The following is a 16,331-nucleotide window of genomic DNA, read 5'->3' on the forward strand; positions in this document are numbered from 1 at the left end:
CTTACGTGCTGGGCAGCCGTCCACCGTACGCGAAGGGGGCCCGAAGAGGCTACGGCCTGCCCCGGACCCCCTGCACGCGTCAGCCCGCGGCGTGGTCCTGCGAACGCCGCGGGAGGTGCTCAGGAAGCTGCGCGATGGCCTACGCGTTCACCTCCACCAGCCGCTTCCCGTCGAAGGTCATGACCTCGAAGTGGTCGATCTGGTTCGGCGTGAAGGCAGCGCCGCCGTGCACGTAGAGCGGGTACTTCGCCGCTTCGGTCTTGGCGTTCGGGATACCGTAGCCCCGGTCCGGGACGGACCAGGAGGTGACCGTCTCGCGCTCGCCGTTCTTGCCGACGGCGATCAAGGAGCACTTGAGCGGGCCCTTGACGTTCTTCAACTGGAGAACGGCGTGGGTGCCCCAGGCCCTGGGCTCCACCGCGACCACGGCGTTGACCTTGGTGCTCGGGTCGGTCCCGGAGTGCTTGTCCTTCATGATCTGGAAGGCCTGCTGGGCGGGGCCCATGGCCATCGGGTCCTGCGCCGTGCCGCTGTCACCGCCGCCGTTCACCGCCATGACGGTGAGCGGGCCGCCGATGATCAGCGCGGCCGCGGCCGCCACCAGGTAGAAGCCGCGCCGGCGTTTCTGGGCGCGCCGCTCGGACACCTCGTCGATCAGCCGCTCGGCCAGCCGTGGGCTGGGCTTCGCGGACAGGGATTCGCCGAGGACCGGGGAGCCCTGGCTGCCGGGCAGGTCCGCGAGTGCGGCCAGCATCGGCTCCATGCCCGCGAGGTCGTCCAGCTGCTCGGCGCACCAGTCGCAGGTGGCGAGGTGGGCCTCGAAGGCCGTCGCCTCGGCGTCGTCCAGGATTCCGAGGGCGTAGGCGCCGACGGTCTCATGGATGTCGCCCTGTCCCTGGGGACCCTGTGGACCTCTTACGGCTCCCGGGCCGCCGGTTCCGAATCCCCCGTACACATTGCTCATGCCGTCACCCCCCGCTCCTCCAGCGCCAGCTTCATGGACCGCAGGGCGTAGAAAACCCTGGAGCGCACCGTCCCACTGGGGATGCCGAGCGTTTCGGCCGCCTCATTGACCGTACGCCCTTTGAAGTACGTTTCGACCAAGACCTCCCTGTGAGCAGGGGTCAGGTCGTCCAGCGCGTCCGACAGTGTCATCAGCCACAACGCCTTGTCGATCTCGTCCTCCGCGGGGATGACCTCCAGCGGCGACGGGTCCACCTCCTGCGGCCGGGCCTGCCGGCTGCGGTGGCCGTCGATGACGATGCGCCGGGCGACCGTCACCAGCCAGGGGCGTACCGAACCGGTCGCTCGATTGAGCTGGCCGGCGTTCTTCCAGGCACGGATGAGCGTTTCCTGCACGACGTCCTCGGCGCGCTGCCGGTCGCCCGCGACCAGGCGCAGCACATAGGCGAGCAGGGGTCCCGCGTGTTCTCTGTACAGGGCGCGCATCAGCTCCTCGTCCGGTTCCCCCGACGAGGACGACGAGGACGAGGTCATGCGATGGCGGGCCCTTGGCCTTCGTTCATCAGCCACGGCGGAATCCTTGCGCACGCCTACCTCCGGTGTCCGGGGGTTCCCCCAGTCGGTCGCTCACATCCGGGTACGCAGACAAGGGCCGCCGTGTTCAAAGTGAGACCACAAATTTCTTGGGGAAGGTGTGGAACGCCACGCTCCTGGGCACCCATTCCTCCCCCAACGGGACATACGGCATCAGCAGTCGAGAGACGCAGGTCACAGCAGCCGGAGGCTTCACTCGCCGACAGGGCTGGATCATCCTGTGAAAATTTGGCTTGACTTTGATGGAGGACCTGTCGAGATCCGTCACCCGCAGTTCGGTTTCAGCCACCGTCTGCCATGACTCGGCCGCTTTCCCGCATGTTCCAGAATGCCTTCCCTTTTACGGCCGGGGATCTACTTTCAGCGACGACTCGACCCCTTTCCGTCACCTGATGATTTTCTCTTCGCCGCCGGTCCTCTTTTTTCGTGGCCATTTCTCTTCTCCGCCGCGCCGCCGGCCGATGCCCCGGCGCGGATCCGCCGCATCCGGCGTCCACCACCACAGCTGGAGCCCGGCCGCAGCCGGGTCGCCCGGCGGGGTCACGCGCGGGCGAGTGCGGCGCGGCGGCGGTGGCGGGCCACCCGTTCCCTGTTGCCGCACACCTCGCTCGAGCACCAGCGGCGACGGCGCCCCCGGGACGTGTCCAGGTAGACGATGGGGCAGTTGTCGCCCGCGCACTGCCGCAAACTCGCCCGCGCCTCCGGGTCGGTCAGCAGCTCGACGGCCTCACGAGCCACCGCGGCCAGCAGTTCCTCGCACCCCGGGAGTGCCCACAGCCGCCGTACCAGCACGCCCTCCTCGGTGCGGATCGCGCAGGGCGCGGGCACCGTCCCCTGCGCCACCGTGTTGACCCATGCCAGCGCCCCGTCGGCCGGATGCCCGTCCAGTTCGCCGCGCACCAACCGCCCGATGTACCCGCGCAGTTCACGGAAGGCCGCCAGCCACCGCGCGTCCACCCCGGTCAGCGGCGTGCCCACCGGCACCAGCCCGGCCCCGTCGATCCATGCCCGCAGCCGCTCCACCGAGTCGAGCCGTTCCTCGGGATGAGTCGTCGCCAGCAGGTCCAGGCAGATCCGACCGGAGTCGAACCGCAGCTCGGACGAGGCCGTGGCCGTGTCGGATGCCATGTGCCTGTCACCGCCTTGGAGTTGCCGCCGCGAGCGGCGGCCGGTGTGGTCCGCCGAAGAGACGTGTCCGCGCGAGGATGCCCGGGTACCCGGAGTTCGTACCCCCGTTCGTACCCACTACAGTGCACGTCCGCACCTGCCCCGGGAAGGCCCCGTACGCCCCTGCCTCCACCGCGGACACCGGCTTGTGCGGCTGCGCGGTCGTCTCCGTGTGCCGGACTCGTCAGGACGGCTCAGACATCGGCGTACTTGGACTCCGCCACCGGGTCGAGCGCCAGCCGGTAGCCGCGCTTGACCACCGTCTGGATGAGCTTGGGCGCCCCCAGAGCCGTACGCAGCCGGGCCATCGCCGTCTCCACGGCGTGCTCGTCGCGCCCGGCTCCCGGCAGCGCCCGCAGCAGCTCCGCCCGGGCGACCACCCAGCCCGGACGCCGGCTCAGGGTGCGCAGCAGGGACATGCCGGCAGGCGGCACGGGCCGCAGCGCCCCGTCCACCAGCACGGCATGACCTCGGATCTCCACACGGTGGCCGGCGACGGGCAACGTCCGTGCCCGGGCAGGCAGTTCCCGGCACAGCAGTTGGACGAGCGGGCCCAGCCGGAAGCGTTCGGGCTGGACCGTGTCCACGCCGCGGGCCTGGAGCGGCAGCGCGGTGACGGGTCCGACGCAGGCGGGCAGCACGTCGTGGTGGAGGGCGGCGAGCAGGTCGGAGCCCAGTCCGCGCTCCTCGGCACGGGAGAGCAAAGACGCGGCGGCCGGCGCACTGGTGAAGGTGAGCGCGTCCAGGCCACGGGTGACGGCCGCGTCCAGAAGCCGGTCGACGGGCCCGACGTCCTCCGGCGGCATCCACCGGTACACGGGGACCCCGACGACCTCGGCGCCGCCCTCCCGCAGCGCCTCGACGAAGCCGGGCAGCGGCTCGCCGTGCAACTGGACGGCGATACGCCGGCCCGCCACGCCCTCGGTCAGGAGCCGGTCCAGGACCTCGGCCATGGACTCCGAGCCGGGCGACCAGTCCTCGGTCAGTCCGGCCGCCCTTATGGCGCCCTTGACCTTGGGCCCACGTGCCAGCAGTTCCACCCCGCGCAGCCGGTCCAGCAGGGCCTCACCGAGCCCCCAGCCGTCGGCGGCCTCGATCCAGCCGCGGAAGCCGATCGCGGTGGTGGCGACCACGACGTCCGGCGCCAGGTCGATCAACTCCACGGTCGCGGCCAGCAGTTCACCGTCGTCGGCCAGCGGCACGATGCGCAGGGCGGGGGCGTGCACCACGGCCGCGCCGCGCCGCTGGAGCAGGGCGCCCAGTTCGTCCGCCCGGCGCGCGGCCGTCACGCCCACGGTGAACCCCGCGAGCGGGCCGTGCTCAGGTCGCTGCTGGTTGTCGTCCATGGCCCTCGTCCCGCACTTCGGCCGGCATTCCGGTCCTACGCCTCGTCCTCGGATTCCGACGAGCCTGTCAACGACGCATGACGGGCCCGGTTCCGCTTCGTGTCACCGGTGTTACCGATCCGGTCCGGCCACGGGGGCGCCGCACGGATCTCCGGCTTTCCGGCCGAAGAACCGGGGGCGCCCCCGGAAGGACTCCGCGTCACACCTCGGCGTAGCCGAGCTGCGGCTTCGCCGCCGCGGCAGCGGCCTTCGGCTGCGCCTGCGCGGCCGGGCGGCGAAGGTATACGGCCCAGGTGACCGCGAAGGCGACGCCGTAGAAGGCGAGGAAGGCGACGAACGCGCCCGTGCCGGAGCCGTAGGAGAGGAAGGACTGCCGGAAGGCGAGGTTGATGCCGACGCCGCCGAGGGCGCCCACGGCCCCGATGAGTCCCATCGAGCCGCCGGAGAGCCGGCGCCCGTAGGAGACGGCCTCGTCCCCGGACAGCCCCTTGGCGGCGGCCTTGGCCTGGAAGATCCCCGGAATCATCTTGTACGTGGACCCGTTGCCGAGCCCGCTGAGTGCGAACAGCACCACGAAGACGGCGACGAACAGGGGCAGCGACTTCTGCACACTGGCCACGACCAGGACCGCGGTCGCACCGGCCATGGCGACGAAGTTCCACAGGGTGATCCTCGCGCCGCCGTAGCGGTCGGCCAGCCATCCGCCGACGGGACGGATGAGGGAGCCGAGGAGCGGGCCGACGAAGGTGAGGTACGCCGCCTGGAGCGGGGTCTGCCCGAACTGGTTCTGCAGCACCTGCCCGAAGGCGAAGCTGTAGCCGATGAAGGAGCCGAACGTGCCGATGTAGAGGAAGGACATGATCCAGGTGTGGACGTCCCTGGCGGCGTCCTTCGCGGCGCCGGTGTCGTTCCTGACGGACGCGACGTTGTCCATGAAGAGGGCGGCGAGTACGGCGGCGACGACGATGAGCGGGATGTAGAGGGCGAGCAGTACGCGCGGCCCGCCGTTCGCCCCGATGACGGCGAGGGCCACGAGCTGGATGACGGGCACGCCGATGTTGCCGCCGCCGGCGTTGAGTCCGAGGGCCCAGCCCTTCTTCCGCAGCGGGAAGAAGGCGTTGATGTTGGTCATGGAGGAGGCGAAGTTGCCGCCGCCGATACCGGCGAGCAGTCCGACCCACAGGAAGGTGGCGAACGACGTGCCGGGCTCCATGACGACGAAGGCGGCGACCGTCGGCACGAGCAGCAGGCAGGCGGAGACGATCGTCCAGTTCCGCCCGCCGAAGACGGCGACGGCGAAGGTGTAGGGCACGCGGACGACCGCCCCGACGAGTGTGACCACCGAGGTGAGCAGGAACTTGTCGGCGGGGGTGAGCCCGTACTCGGGGCCCATGAACAGGACGAGCACGGACCACAGGGTCCAGACCGAGAACCCGATGTGCTCGGAGAGAACGGAGAACGCGAGGTTGCGCCGGGCCACCCGCTGCCCGGTCGTACGCCAGAAGGTCTCGTCCTCCGGATCCCAGTGCTCGATCCAGCGGCCTCCCCTGCGCGGTGCGGGGGCTGTGCTCGGGGCTGTCATGTCGCCTCCACGGTTCTCCGGTGCCCGGGCGTCGTGAGTCCCGAAGGTAGGAAGGACGCGTTTCCGCACTGTGCCCGCGGGTGACCGCGAGGGAACGTTGCTCTCACGGGGTGGGGAGGGGTGCGGTGAGGGGGGCCGGGCACGGTGAGGAGGCCGGCTCGATCACAGGGCGGGCGCAGTGAGAGGACGGGGCACACGAGGGGGCCGACGCGGTAAGGGGGCCGGCGCGGTCAGGGAGCGGCACGGTAAGGGGGCCGGGGCGGTGACGGGGCGGGCCCGCCGCACAGGTGTGCTCGCTCCCGGGACGCCACGCCCGCTCGCGTCGGCGCCGGGAAGGCGCCCGCGGCGATCTGTCAGGTGTCAGGAAGCGGCCCTGCCCATGATGTCGGCGTCGGCGGCCGGAAGCCACGCCCCCGGGGGCCGGCGAAGCCATCCCTCGGCTGCACCGGTCTCGGCCGCCGCCCGTCGCAGTGCCTCGAGCCCGGGATGGGTCGCGCCCTTGCGCCACACCAGCGACACGGGGGACAGCGGCACCGGGTCGACCAGCGGTCGCAGGACCGTGCGCGGCATGGGCGGGAAGTCCGTCACCGCCAGGATCGGGTTCCCTCTCTTCGCCATGATCCGCTGGAACTCCGCCGTCCCGACGGCGAGCGGCGCGGGCGGTGCGATGCCGATGCCCCGGTTCTCGAACAGGCGGCGCGCAAGGTCGGTCCACTCCGGTGTGCGAGGGTTCCCGGCGCCCGCGTACACCGTCTCACCGGCCAGCGCGGACAGCGGCACCTCGGCCAGCGGTGCCAGGCGGTGGCCCTCGGGCAGGATGATCGCCATCCGCTCGTACCGCACGGGCTGCTGTTCGAGCCGGGTCCGGACCGCCGGATCCAGTCCGGCGAACCGCCCGAACGACGCGTCGAGCCGCCCGGCGAGGATCTCCGTGGCGGCCCCGGTCAGACCGCTCTCGTAACGCGTCATCAGTTCGGCGTCGGGGACCAGTTCTCGGGCACGGTCGAGGATGCGGCTGCCGACCAGGCCCGGGCTGTTGACGTCCACCAGCAGCGGCCGGTCGGGCTCGCCGTCCCGCCCGAACGCGGCGAGCAGCGCGCTCTGCGCCTCCAGCACCTGGCGCGCGTACGGCAGGAGGCGCGCGCCGTCCGAGGTCAGGGACACCTGCCGGGTGTTGCGGATGAACAGCTCGGCGCCCAGTTCCCGTTCCAGCCGGCGGATGTCGCGGCTGAGCGCCTGCTGGGCGACGTAGAGCCGGGTCGCGGCGCGGGTGAAGTGCAGTTCCTCGGCGACGGCGAGGAAGGCATGGAGCAGGCGGGGGTCGACGGTGACGGCGGGCATCCGCAGAACTTACAACCCAGGTGCGTCAATCACCACCGAGTAAGTGTTGGACCGCAGGTCAGGGGGCGGCGACGGTTGCACCATGCCGCAACCGCCCGCCCTCGCCCTCCGGCCCCGCAACCCCTATCTGCGCCTCTTCACCGTGCCCGGCACCCGCGCCTTCACGGCCGGGAACCTCATCGCCCGCCTTCCCATCGGCATGTTCAACGTGAGCGCGGTCATCATGATCGCGGGTGCCCGGGGGTCGTACGCCCTCGCCGGTGCCGTCACCGCCACCGGACTCGTGGCGACGGCCGTGGCCGGCCCCTGGGTCGCGCGGCTCGTCGACCGCCACGGCCAGGCGCGAATCGCCGTCCCGGCCGCGGCGTTCGCCCTCCTCGGCGGTCTGGCCCTGCTGCTCTGCGTGCACTACGACGCCCCCGACTGGACCCTGTTCGCCGCCTACGCCGCCACCGCCACGACCCCCAACATCGGCGGCCTGTCCAGGGCCCGCTGGGCCCATCTCCTCCGCGACGACCCGGACGCCCTGCACACCGCGAACTCCTTCGAACAGGCGGTGGACGAGCTGTGCTTCATGCTCGGCCCGGTGCTGGCCGCCTTCCTCTGCACCCGGCTCTTCCCGGAGGCCGGAACCCTGATCGGCGGGATCCTGCTGCTCACGGGAATGCTGGTGTTCGCGGCCCAGCGCGCCACAGAACCGCCGCCGAGCCGGGGCGCCCGTACGACCGCCCCGTTCCGCGCGCCCGGCATGCCCCCGCTGCTGCTGGGCCTGCTCGCCACGGGGGCGGTGTTCGGCTCGATGGAGGTGGTGACCATCGCGTTCGCCGACGCACACGGCCACAAGGCGGTCGCCGGCCCGGTCCTCGCACTGCAGGCCGCCGGATCATGCGCGGCCGGCCTGCTCTACGGCACACTGCGGCCCGCGGGCCCTCCCGAGCGCCGCTACCTGTGGTGCCTGACGGTGATGGCCGGCCTCATGTCCCTGCCCCTGGTCGCGGCCCGCACCACCGGCTCTCTCGCCGCCCTCGCCCCCGCCCTGCTCCTGGCGGGCATGGCCACCGCGCCCACGATGGTCACCGCGATGACCCTGGTTCAGCGCCGCACACCGAAGGGCCGCCTGAACGAGGGCATGACCCTCGCGGTGACGGCCCTCCTGGGCGGCGTGGCCTGCGGCTCCGCCACGGGCGGCTGGGCGGCGGAGCACCTGCAGCCGACAACAGGTTTCACCGTGCCGGCCACCGCGGCGGGACTGGCACTGCTGATCGCGGTGGGGCACAGGCGCGTTGTACGGATACCCACCGATGCACAGGTCTCCCGATGGACACCCTCGAAGGCGGACAGCCGATGAGGCGCAGCCTGCGCCGAGCAGGGCGCGCTGCGGCGGGATCGTCGGGGAAGAAGTCCCCGAACCCTTCGGCGCGCAGCGGACCGAACGCGTACTCGCCCTCGACCGTGATGTCGACCGGGCGCGGCCGCGCGCCCTGGCTGTCCCGCTCCCAGTGGAGGCCGTCGCAGCCCCAGCACACCCACTTCGCCGTCCGGTGGCGCTCGTCCCAATAACGTACCGCCCACGACGGCCCGAGGTGCCGGACCAGTAGCCGGGCGACCCTCAAACCCCGTTTGACGTGCTTGCGCAGGTCCGGGCGGGACGCGAAACCGCCCGGCGAACGGGACAACGACCAGGTACGCAGCGCGTCGGCCAGCTCCCCCGGTTCTCGCGCAGAAGCCGAGCTGGGTGTGAAAGGCCTCCTCCGATGATCCCCTGGCTGGTCTCGGTGGCCGCTGCGCCGCAGCAGCTTGGCCGAAGTCCGTCCGACCGGCTCCGCGCACGACAAAGGCCCCGCCGCTCGTAAGCGGCGAGGCCTTGCCCACATGGGGTAAGTGGAGATGGCGGGAATCGAACCCGCGTCCAACGGTGCGGAATCAGGGCTTCTCCGTGTGCAGTCCGCTGCGCTTTTCTCAGCCCCGGAGATCACGCGAACAAGTCTCCGACGGGCTCAGTCACTGTTTGGTTTCCCTCTTCACCCCGTGACCGGGATCAAGGTTTAGTCCCCTAGCTGATGCCAGGATCCGGGTCGGGAACAGCCCCGGGCTGACACTTCGCAAGTCGCTACTTAGGCAGCGAGGGCGAAGGAATCGCGCTTGGTGTTGGCGATTATTTTTTTCGGCCTGTGGTTTACGAGATCATGGCCGCTTCCTCGACACGCTTCCCCTGCTTCGACAGCCGCTGTCGAAACCGATCATCCCCATGTTGATTTTTCAATCGGCGCCCCTCGCGAGGAGGGACTGGCACCGGCGTACGGTGCGGACGCCATCGTACGGGATCAACGCATCTTCATGCCAGCGTATTCCCGGTGGCCACCCGGTCGTGGGACCAGGTTCAACCGTCCGGCGTGCCCGGTCGTCCCCGGCTCAGGCCCGCTGCCGGCGCCGTGCCGCAGACATCGCCCGGTCCGCCTCGCGGCGGTCCTGCTTCTCGCGGAGCGTCTGCCGCTTGTCGTACTCCTTCTTACCCCTGGCCAGCGCGATCTCGACCTTGGCGCGGCCGTCCTTGAAGTACAGGGCGAGGGGCACGATCGTGTGACCCGTCTCCTGCGACTTGGACTCCAGCTTGTCGATCTCGGTGCGGTGCAGCAGCAGCTTCCGCTTGCGGCGGGCGCTGTGGTTGGTCCACGTGCCCTGGCTGTACTCCGGGACATGGACGTTGTGCAGCCACGCTTCGTGACCGTCCAGTTGCACGAATCCGTCGACGAGCGAGGCCCGCCCCTGACGCAGCGACTTCACCTCGGTCCCCATGAGCACGAGACCGGCCTCGTACGTGTCGAGGATGTGGTAGTCGTGCCGCGCCTTCTTGTTCTGCGCGATCAGCTTGCGCCCTTTTTCCTTAGCCATAGTGCCGCCATTTTCGCACTGCGGAGGGGTGACGAGGAAAGCCGATTACGGCGGATGTCGATTACGGGAGGCGACGCGCTTCGCTACGAGGCGTCGCCGAGGCCGCTGAGCACCGTCTCGGCCCGCTCCAGCACCCGCTCATCGACCTCCAGGTCGGGGGTGATGCCGCGGCCGTCGACGCTGCGGCCCGCGGGGGTGCGGTAGTGCCCCACGGTCAGTTCCGCGACGGAGCCGTCGGGGAGGCGGCTCGGCATCTGGACCGAGCCCTTGCCGAAGGTGCGGGTGCCCACGACCACGGCCCGGCCGCGGTCCTGGAGGGCACCGGTGAGCAGTTCGGCCGCACTCATGGTGCCGCCGTCGACGAGTGCGACCAGGGGTCTGGTGGTGTCACCGCCCGGATCGGCGTGCAGGGCGCGCTCGTCGCCCTTGACGTCGTACGTGGCCACGAGCCCGCCGTCGAGGAAGGCCGAGGCGGTGGTGACGGCCTCGGTGACCAGTCCGCCGGAGTTGCCGCGCAGGTCGAGGACGATCCCCGCACCCTTGGGGGCGGCCGCCACGGCTTCGCGCACGAGGTCGCCGGAGCCCTTGGTGAAGGCGGCGACCCTGATCATGGTGACGCCGCCCCCGAGCCGGCGCACGGTCACCGAGTCGGTGGACAGCCGGGCCCGGCGCAGTACCTCGTTCCACCGGTGCGTGCCGCGCTGCAGACCGAGCCGGACCGGGGTGCCGGCGGGGGCGTCGTCGGCGTCGCCGCGCAGAAAGGACACGACCTCGGTGACGGGCCTGCCGTCGACGTTCTCGCCGTCGACGCTGCGCAGCCAATCGCCCGTGCGGATCCCGGCGGCGTCCGCGGGCGAGCCGGGCTGCACCCGCGTCACCTCGATCCGGCCGTCGCGCTCGCGGCGGGTGGAGAGCCCGACGCCGGTGTACTGGCCGTCGAGGGCTTCCTCGAACTCCTGGTACTCGCCCCGGGAGTAGACGGCGCTCCAGCGGTCGCCGCTGCGGCTGACGGCGCGTTCGGCCGCCTCCATGGGGGACTTGCCGTCGGCCATGGCCCGCGCGGCCGCCTCGGCGACGTCGTCGTCCCGGCCGACCTTGGCGACCGGGGTGGTGGAGGGCGATTTCCCGACGGCTTCGTCGAACGAGCCGGTCGCGGCGCCCGCGACGAGGACGCTCGCGAAGACCAACGTCAGGGCCGCCCCGTGGCGGATGCGACGGGGCTGACAAAACAAGTCATGGCCTGACATGCGGGTGAGTCTAGGACAACGCATGGGGGCGTACGGGCGGTTGCCCGCACGCCCCCATTGGCGTGCATCACACCTTCAGGTACTTGCGCAACGCGAAGAAAGCGGCAAGCGCGGGCATCAGCAGGCTCGTGGCGAGTATCAGCGGCAGCTTCGTCAACACGGCGTCCCAGCCGATGAAGTTGATCAGATTGAGCTTGTGGGACAGGTCGAGGCCGTGGTCGATGATGAAGTACCGGGCGACCACCAGGAACCCGCACGCGACCGTGCCGCCGATGAGTCCGGCGACCGCGGCCTCCATGATGAACGGCGCCTGGATGTAGAAACCGGAGGCGCCGACGAGACGCATGATGCCGGTCTCACGACGACGGCTGAACGCGGAGACGCGCACGGTGTTGACGATCAGCATCAGCGCGACGACGAGCATCATCGCCATGACCGCGCGGGCGGCCCAGTTCATGCCGTTGAGCAACCCGAAGAGGTTGTCGAGGATGCCCTTCTGGTCCTGCACCGACTGCACGCCGTCGCGGCCGTTGAAGGCGCTCGCGATGACCTGGTACTGCTCCGGGTTCTTCAGCTTGATGCGGTACGACTCCTGCATCTGGTCCGGAGTGAGCGAACTGGCCAGCGGGGAGTCGCCGAACTGCTCCTTGTAGTGCTTGTAGGCCTCGTCCTGCGACTCGTAGGTGACCTTCTGGACGACGGTCGTCATCTTGTCCAGGTCGCCGATGATCTGCTTCTTCTGCTCCTCGGTGACCGCGCCCTTGGAGCAGTTGGGGTCGGACTCCGCGTCACTCTTGTTGCACAGGAAGACCGAGACGTTGACCTTGTCGTACCAGTAGCCCTTCATCTGGTTCACCTGGTCGCTCATGAGGAGCGAACCGCCGAACAAGGCAAGCGAGAGGGCGACCGAGACGATCACCGCGAAGGTCATCGTCAGATTGCGGCGGAGACCGACACCGATCTCCGACAGAACGAACTGGGCGCGCATGGCGTCTGCTCAAGCCTTTCCGTGGATCTCAGTGCTGGTAGCCGTAGACGCCGCGTGCCTGGTCGCGGACGAGGCGGCCCTTCTCCAGCTCGATGACGCGCTTGCGCATCTGGTCCACGATGTTCTGGTCGTGGGTCGCCATCACCACGGTCGTGCCCGTCCGGTTGATCCGGTCGAGCAGTTTCATGATGCCGACGGAGGTCTGCGGGTCGAGGTTTCCGGTGGGCTCGTCGGCGATCAGCAGCTTGGGCCGGTTGACGAAGGCCCGCGCGATGGCGACGCGCTGCTGCTCACCACCGGACAGCTCGCCCGGCATACGGTCCTCCTTGCCGCCGAGCCCGACGAGGTCGAGCACCTGGGGCACGGACTTGCGGATCTCGCCGCGCGACTTGCCGATGACCTCCTGAGCGAAGGCCACGTTCTCGGCGACCGTCTTGTTCGGCAGAAGACGGAAGTCCTGGAACACGGTCCCCAACTGGCGGCGCATCTGCGGCACCTTCCAGTTGGAGAGACGTGCGAGGTCCTTGCCCAGGACGTGCACCTGCCCGGTGCTGCACCGCTCCTCGCGGAGGATCAGCCGCAGGAAGGTGGACTTTCCGGAGCCGGAGGACCCCACGAGGAACACGAACTCGCCCTTCTCGACCTCCAGGGATACATCCCGGAGGGCCGGACGGTTCTGCTTGGGGTAGACCTTGGAGACATTGTCGAATCGGATCACGGATGCACCACGGGCCGTTGGGATTGGTGACCGTGACCATACGCGAAGCAGGTGTACCGGCGCAGTCGCCGGTCTGGGTTGTGCAAGAGTTATGCGTTTTGTCCACCCCCAGCCACAGCACGAACCATGACATCCTGCAATTCGGCCGTGGGGACGCGATCGGCCGCGGGGGGGTCCCGTGGCTCCGGAACCAGCCGCTCCGACCGCCCTGGGAGCGCTTCCAGGCCCCATTCCCTCAAGGCCCCGCGCCGAAATCGACGGAACCTGGCACAGTGGAGTGGGGAACGGTTGCGTTCCCGGAAACGTTGTGTACGTGTAAGCGGCACAAGGAGGGCGAGGCGCATGACGTACGACCGATTGGTGTGCGCGAACTGCGCGGCGCCCGTCAGTGAGGGACGCTGCCCCGTCTGCCGCGCGAGCCGAGAGCGCCTGCAGCAGGAGAACCCCTGGTCAGGGCTGAATCCAATGGCGCTGATCGTGCTCTTGGCCGTGCTGATCGCAGCAGTGGCGCTGCTGGCGCACCAGACGGCGTAGGACAGCCGCACACACGGCGGCACGGGGACATACGGAAGGGCCCGGAGCGAGATGACGCTCCGGGCCCTTCCCATGCGCTTCTCAGGCCTGCGGACGCTGCACGGGCCCATCGGCCTCGGCCGGGCGGCTTGAGCCTTGGTCAGACAGCAGCCCCGTTGCGGCCGCTGACGAAGCGCGGCAGCACCCGGAAGCCGATACCACCGGCGATCATCGTGGCGGCGCCGACCAGCAGGAACGCGGTCTGACCGGCACCCGTCTCGGCCAGCTGCTTACCGCCGCCCTGGGCGGAGGTGTCGGAGCTGCTGTTGTCCGCACCGGTGTCGGTCAGGCCCGAGGAACCCTTGCCCTGCTGGACCGGGTTGTTGCCGCCGTCGGGGTTGGTGTTGTCGCCGCCACCGTTGCCGCCGCCGTTCCCGTTGCCGTGGCCGCCGCCGTTGCCCTCGGTCGGGTCGTCGGTCGGCTCGGTCGGTTCGCCGGTGGGCTGGGTCGGGTCGTCGGTCGGCTCACCCGTGGCGGTCGGCGGCTCGGACGTCGGCGGCGCCGGAGGCGTCGAGACGGGGGCCGAGGGGATGCCGGTCTGGGAGGGATCGCCGGTCGGCTCGCCGGTCTCGCCGCCGAGGCCGGCGGCGACGTGGACCCTCAGGCCGTCGTCGTCCGCGCTCGCGCCGATGTTGAGGTCGAGCGCCGAAGCGGCACCCGCGGCGGTCAGCGAAGCACCGGCGGCAATTACCACACCGGCGGCTATCCGCGCCACACGGATCCGCGTCTTCTTGGTCATCTGCCTACTACCCCCAGTAGCTGATCGTCAGTGGGGCAGCGCCCGGGGCCGCGGCGTCGGGGGCGGCTGTACGGGAGCCCCCCGGTTCACATGCACCCCAGAGATACGCATGCCGCACTTCACCCTTCCGAGTTTTCACAGCAACGTCAAGGTCGTTGCGTACGCGATGTCCAGTAAGTGATCGTTTGCGGGAGACGTCGCAGCGTGAGTGTGATGTAAAACCCAGACATCCGGCCGCAGAAAAGGCAACTGCCCCCGCTTGGGGGGCAGTTGCCTTTTCGACAAAGCATCGCTGTCAGGTGGCGATTTCGCCGTTCACCGCCGGACTTACTTCTCCTGCTGCTTGCGCCAGCGAATTCCGGCCTCGATGAACCCGTCGATCTCGCCGTTGAACACGGACTCGGGGTTGCCGACTTCGTGTTCGGTCCGCAGGTCCTTGACCATCTGGTACGGGTGCAGGACGTACGAACGCATCTGGTTGCCCCAGGAGTTTCCTCCGTCGCCCTTGAGGGCGTCCATCTTGGCCTGCTCCTCCTGCCGGCGCCGCTCAAGGAGCTTGGCCTGCAGAACGTTCATCGCGCTGGCCCTGTTCTGGATCTGGGACCGCTCGTTCTGGCAGGTGACGACGATGCCGGTGGGGAGGTGCGTGATCCGCACGGCGGAGTCGGTCGTGTTGACGCCCTGGCCGCCGGGACCGGAGGACCGGAACACATCGACGCGGAGGTCGGAGTCGTCGATCTCGACGTGGTCGGACTGCTCGACGACGGGAAGGATCTCGACGCCCGCGAAGGACGTCTGGCGCCGCCCCTGGTTGTCGTAGGGGGAGATGCGGACGAGGCGGTGCGTGCCCTGCTCGACGGAGAGGGTGCCGTAGGCGTACGGCGCCTGGACGGCGAAGGTCGTGGACTTGATCCCGGCCTCTTCCGCGTACGACGTGTCATAGACCTCGGTCTTGTAACCGTGCTGCTCGGCCCATCGCAGGTACATGCGCTGGAGCTTCTCCGCGAAGTCGGCGGCGTCGACGCCACCGGCCTCGGCGCGGATGTTCACGAGCGCCTCACGGGCGTCGTACTCGCCGGACAGCAGCGTCCGGACCTCCATCTCGTCCAGCGCCTTCTTGACGTCGGAGAGCTCGGACTCGGCCTCGGCGCGGGTGTCCGGGTCGTCCTCGGCCTCGGCGAGCTCGAAGAGCACCCCGAGGTCGTCGATCCGGCCACGCAGGGCCTCGGCCTTCCTCACCTCGGCCTGGAGGTGGGAGAGCTTGCTGGTGATCTTCTGCGCCTCGTCCGGGTTGTCCCAGAGGGACGGCACGGCCGCCTGCTCCTCGAGCACGGCGATGTCTGCCCTCATCTTCTCGAGGTCCAGAACGGCCTCGATCGACTCCATGGTCGAGGAGAGGGACTTGAGCTCTTCGGATACATCGACGACTGCCACGCATCCAGCGTAACGGCTCCGCCGCGAAGCCCATGCCGGGTGACTGCCGCTTCCCGGGACACCAGGGGCCACGCGAGCCCCTGAGGCCGCCGCCCCGCCACCCCTTCCGGCCTGGGCGGCCTCGCCTTCGGGCGGCGGGCGGCCTTGCTTTCGAGCGCCGGGGCCGAGCGGCCGGGGTGCGCCTGGCAACGGGCCTGAGGGCTTCGGGGCCGCTGGGGCCCGGGGCGAAGGGGCCTCGCGGTCGGGCGGCCGAGGCGCGCCTGGGCACTGGGACGCCGGACCACCGGGCGGAGAGGGCCGGGCCCGGGACGCCGGGCCGGTGAGCCCTGGACCCGGGACGCGGGGCCCAGAAAGTCGTGCCTCGGGCGCCGGGCAGCGTCGCCTTCGGCCGCCGGGCGCCCGGGGTGCGTCTGGTACTGGGCCGGGAAGGTTCGGGCCGCTGAGGCCCCGGGGCGAAGGGACCTCGCTGTCAGACAGCCGGAGTGCGTCTGGGCACCGGGCCCCTGGGCCACCGGGCGGAGAGGGCCGGGCCCGGGACGCCGGGCCGGTGAGCCCTGGACCCGGGACGCGGGGCCCAGAAAGCGGTGCGCCTCCGGCGGCGGGCGGCCACGCCTTCGACCGCCGGGGGCGGCGGCCGGGATGCGCGTGACACCGGGCCTGAGGGGTTGGGGCCGCCGCCCCGGGGCGGAGAGGCCTCGCCTTCGACCGCCGGAGGCCGGGCGGCCGGAGTGCGCCTGGCACCGGTCC

General features: G+C 70.4%; 14 protein-coding genes and 1 other RNA gene. 2 read left to right on the plus strand and 13 right to left on the minus strand.

Features of this window, described 5'->3' with window-relative positions; all coding sequences use genetic code 11:
* Positions 1-139 precede the first annotated feature (139 nt).
* The 6 genes from ACWDA7_RS13340 to ACWDA7_RS13365 all read right to left on the minus strand — a co-directional run bounded on the left by ACWDA7_RS13340 (position 140) and on the right by ACWDA7_RS13365 (position 6,993).
* Complete coding sequence (locus ACWDA7_RS13340) at positions 140-964, minus strand: anti-sigma factor family protein (RefSeq protein WP_450604237.1); 825 nt, start codon at positions 962-964, stop codon at positions 140-142.
* A complete protein-coding gene (locus ACWDA7_RS13345) occupies positions 961-1,497 on the minus strand; it encodes a sigma-70 family RNA polymerase sigma factor (protein WP_359397056.1) in 537 nt (178 codons plus the stop codon). Before ACWDA7_RS13345 ends, ACWDA7_RS13340 begins: the two co-directional genes overlap by 4 nt.
* A gap of 600 nt (positions 1,498-2,097) precedes the next feature.
* Complete coding sequence (locus ACWDA7_RS13350) at positions 2,098-2,685, minus strand: CGNR zinc finger domain-containing protein (RefSeq protein ID WP_359396957.1); 588 nt, start codon at positions 2,683-2,685, stop codon at positions 2,098-2,100.
* A 233-nt stretch (positions 2,686-2,918) separates the two neighbouring features.
* Positions 2,919-4,070, minus strand: coding sequence for a uroporphyrinogen-III synthase (locus tag ACWDA7_RS13355; RefSeq protein ID WP_450604239.1), 1,152 nt, complete (start codon positions 4,068-4,070; stop codon positions 2,919-2,921).
* Between the two features lie 199 nt (positions 4,071-4,269).
* A complete protein-coding gene (locus tag ACWDA7_RS13360) occupies positions 4,270-5,652 on the minus strand; it encodes a nitrate/nitrite transporter (RefSeq protein ID WP_450604241.1) in 1,383 nt (460 codons plus the stop codon).
* Between the two features lie 360 nt (positions 5,653-6,012).
* Positions 6,013-6,993, minus strand: coding sequence for a LysR family transcriptional regulator (locus ACWDA7_RS13365; RefSeq protein WP_450604242.1), 981 nt, complete (start codon positions 6,991-6,993; stop codon positions 6,013-6,015).
* An 82-nt stretch (positions 6,994-7,075) separates the two neighbouring features.
* Between ACWDA7_RS13365 and ACWDA7_RS13370 the strand changes: the two genes are divergently transcribed.
* A complete protein-coding gene (locus ACWDA7_RS13370; protein ID WP_450604243.1) occupies positions 7,076-8,341 on the plus strand; it encodes an MFS transporter in 1,266 nt (421 codons plus the stop codon).
* Positions 8,342-8,872: 531 nt separating this feature from the next.
* On the opposite strand, the gene ssrA is transcribed toward ACWDA7_RS13370, so the two are convergent.
* The 5 genes from ssrA to ftsE form a co-directional block, all read right to left on the minus strand.
* Positions 8,873-9,241, minus strand: a transfer-messenger RNA (tmRNA) gene (gene ssrA, locus ACWDA7_RS13375).
* A gap of 164 nt (positions 9,242-9,405) precedes the next feature.
* A complete protein-coding gene (gene smpB, locus ACWDA7_RS13380) occupies positions 9,406-9,885 on the minus strand; it encodes an SsrA-binding protein SmpB (protein WP_360991373.1) in 480 nt (159 codons plus the stop codon).
* Positions 9,886-9,968: 83 nt separating this feature from the next.
* Positions 9,969-11,132, minus strand: coding sequence for a S41 family peptidase (locus tag ACWDA7_RS13385; protein WP_450604245.1), 1,164 nt, complete (start codon positions 11,130-11,132; stop codon positions 9,969-9,971).
* A 67-nt stretch (positions 11,133-11,199) separates the two neighbouring features.
* Positions 11,200-12,120, minus strand: coding sequence for a permease-like cell division protein FtsX (ftsX, locus tag ACWDA7_RS13390; RefSeq protein WP_059127797.1), 921 nt, complete (start codon positions 12,118-12,120; stop codon positions 11,200-11,202).
* 28 nt (positions 12,121-12,148) lie between these two features.
* Positions 12,149-12,838, minus strand: coding sequence for a cell division ATP-binding protein FtsE (ftsE, locus tag ACWDA7_RS13395; RefSeq protein ID WP_359396975.1), 690 nt, complete (start codon positions 12,836-12,838; stop codon positions 12,149-12,151).
* A gap of 342 nt (positions 12,839-13,180) precedes the next feature.
* Between ftsE and ACWDA7_RS13400 the strand changes: the two genes are divergently transcribed.
* Positions 13,181-13,372 (plus strand): hypothetical protein, encoded by a 192-nt coding sequence (locus tag ACWDA7_RS13400; protein WP_450604246.1) that lies wholly within the window; start codon positions 13,181-13,183, stop codon positions 13,370-13,372.
* 139 nt (positions 13,373-13,511) lie between these two features.
* Here the strand turns inward: ACWDA7_RS13400 and ACWDA7_RS13405 are convergent, their stop codons facing one another.
* Both ACWDA7_RS13405 and prfB read right to left on the minus strand, forming a co-directional pair.
* Positions 13,512-14,150 (minus strand): hypothetical protein, encoded by a 639-nt coding sequence (locus ACWDA7_RS13405; protein WP_450604248.1) that lies wholly within the window; start codon positions 14,148-14,150, stop codon positions 13,512-13,514.
* 327 nt (positions 14,151-14,477) lie between these two features.
* The gene (gene prfB, locus ACWDA7_RS13410) at positions 14,478-15,584 is read right to left on the minus strand and encodes a peptide chain release factor 2 (protein WP_450604250.1); all 1,107 of its coding nucleotides are present in this window, start codon (positions 15,582-15,584) and stop codon (positions 14,478-14,480) included.
* Positions 15,585-16,331 lie beyond the last annotated feature (747 nt).

The organism is Streptomyces sp. NPDC001156, from assembly GCF_053598275.1.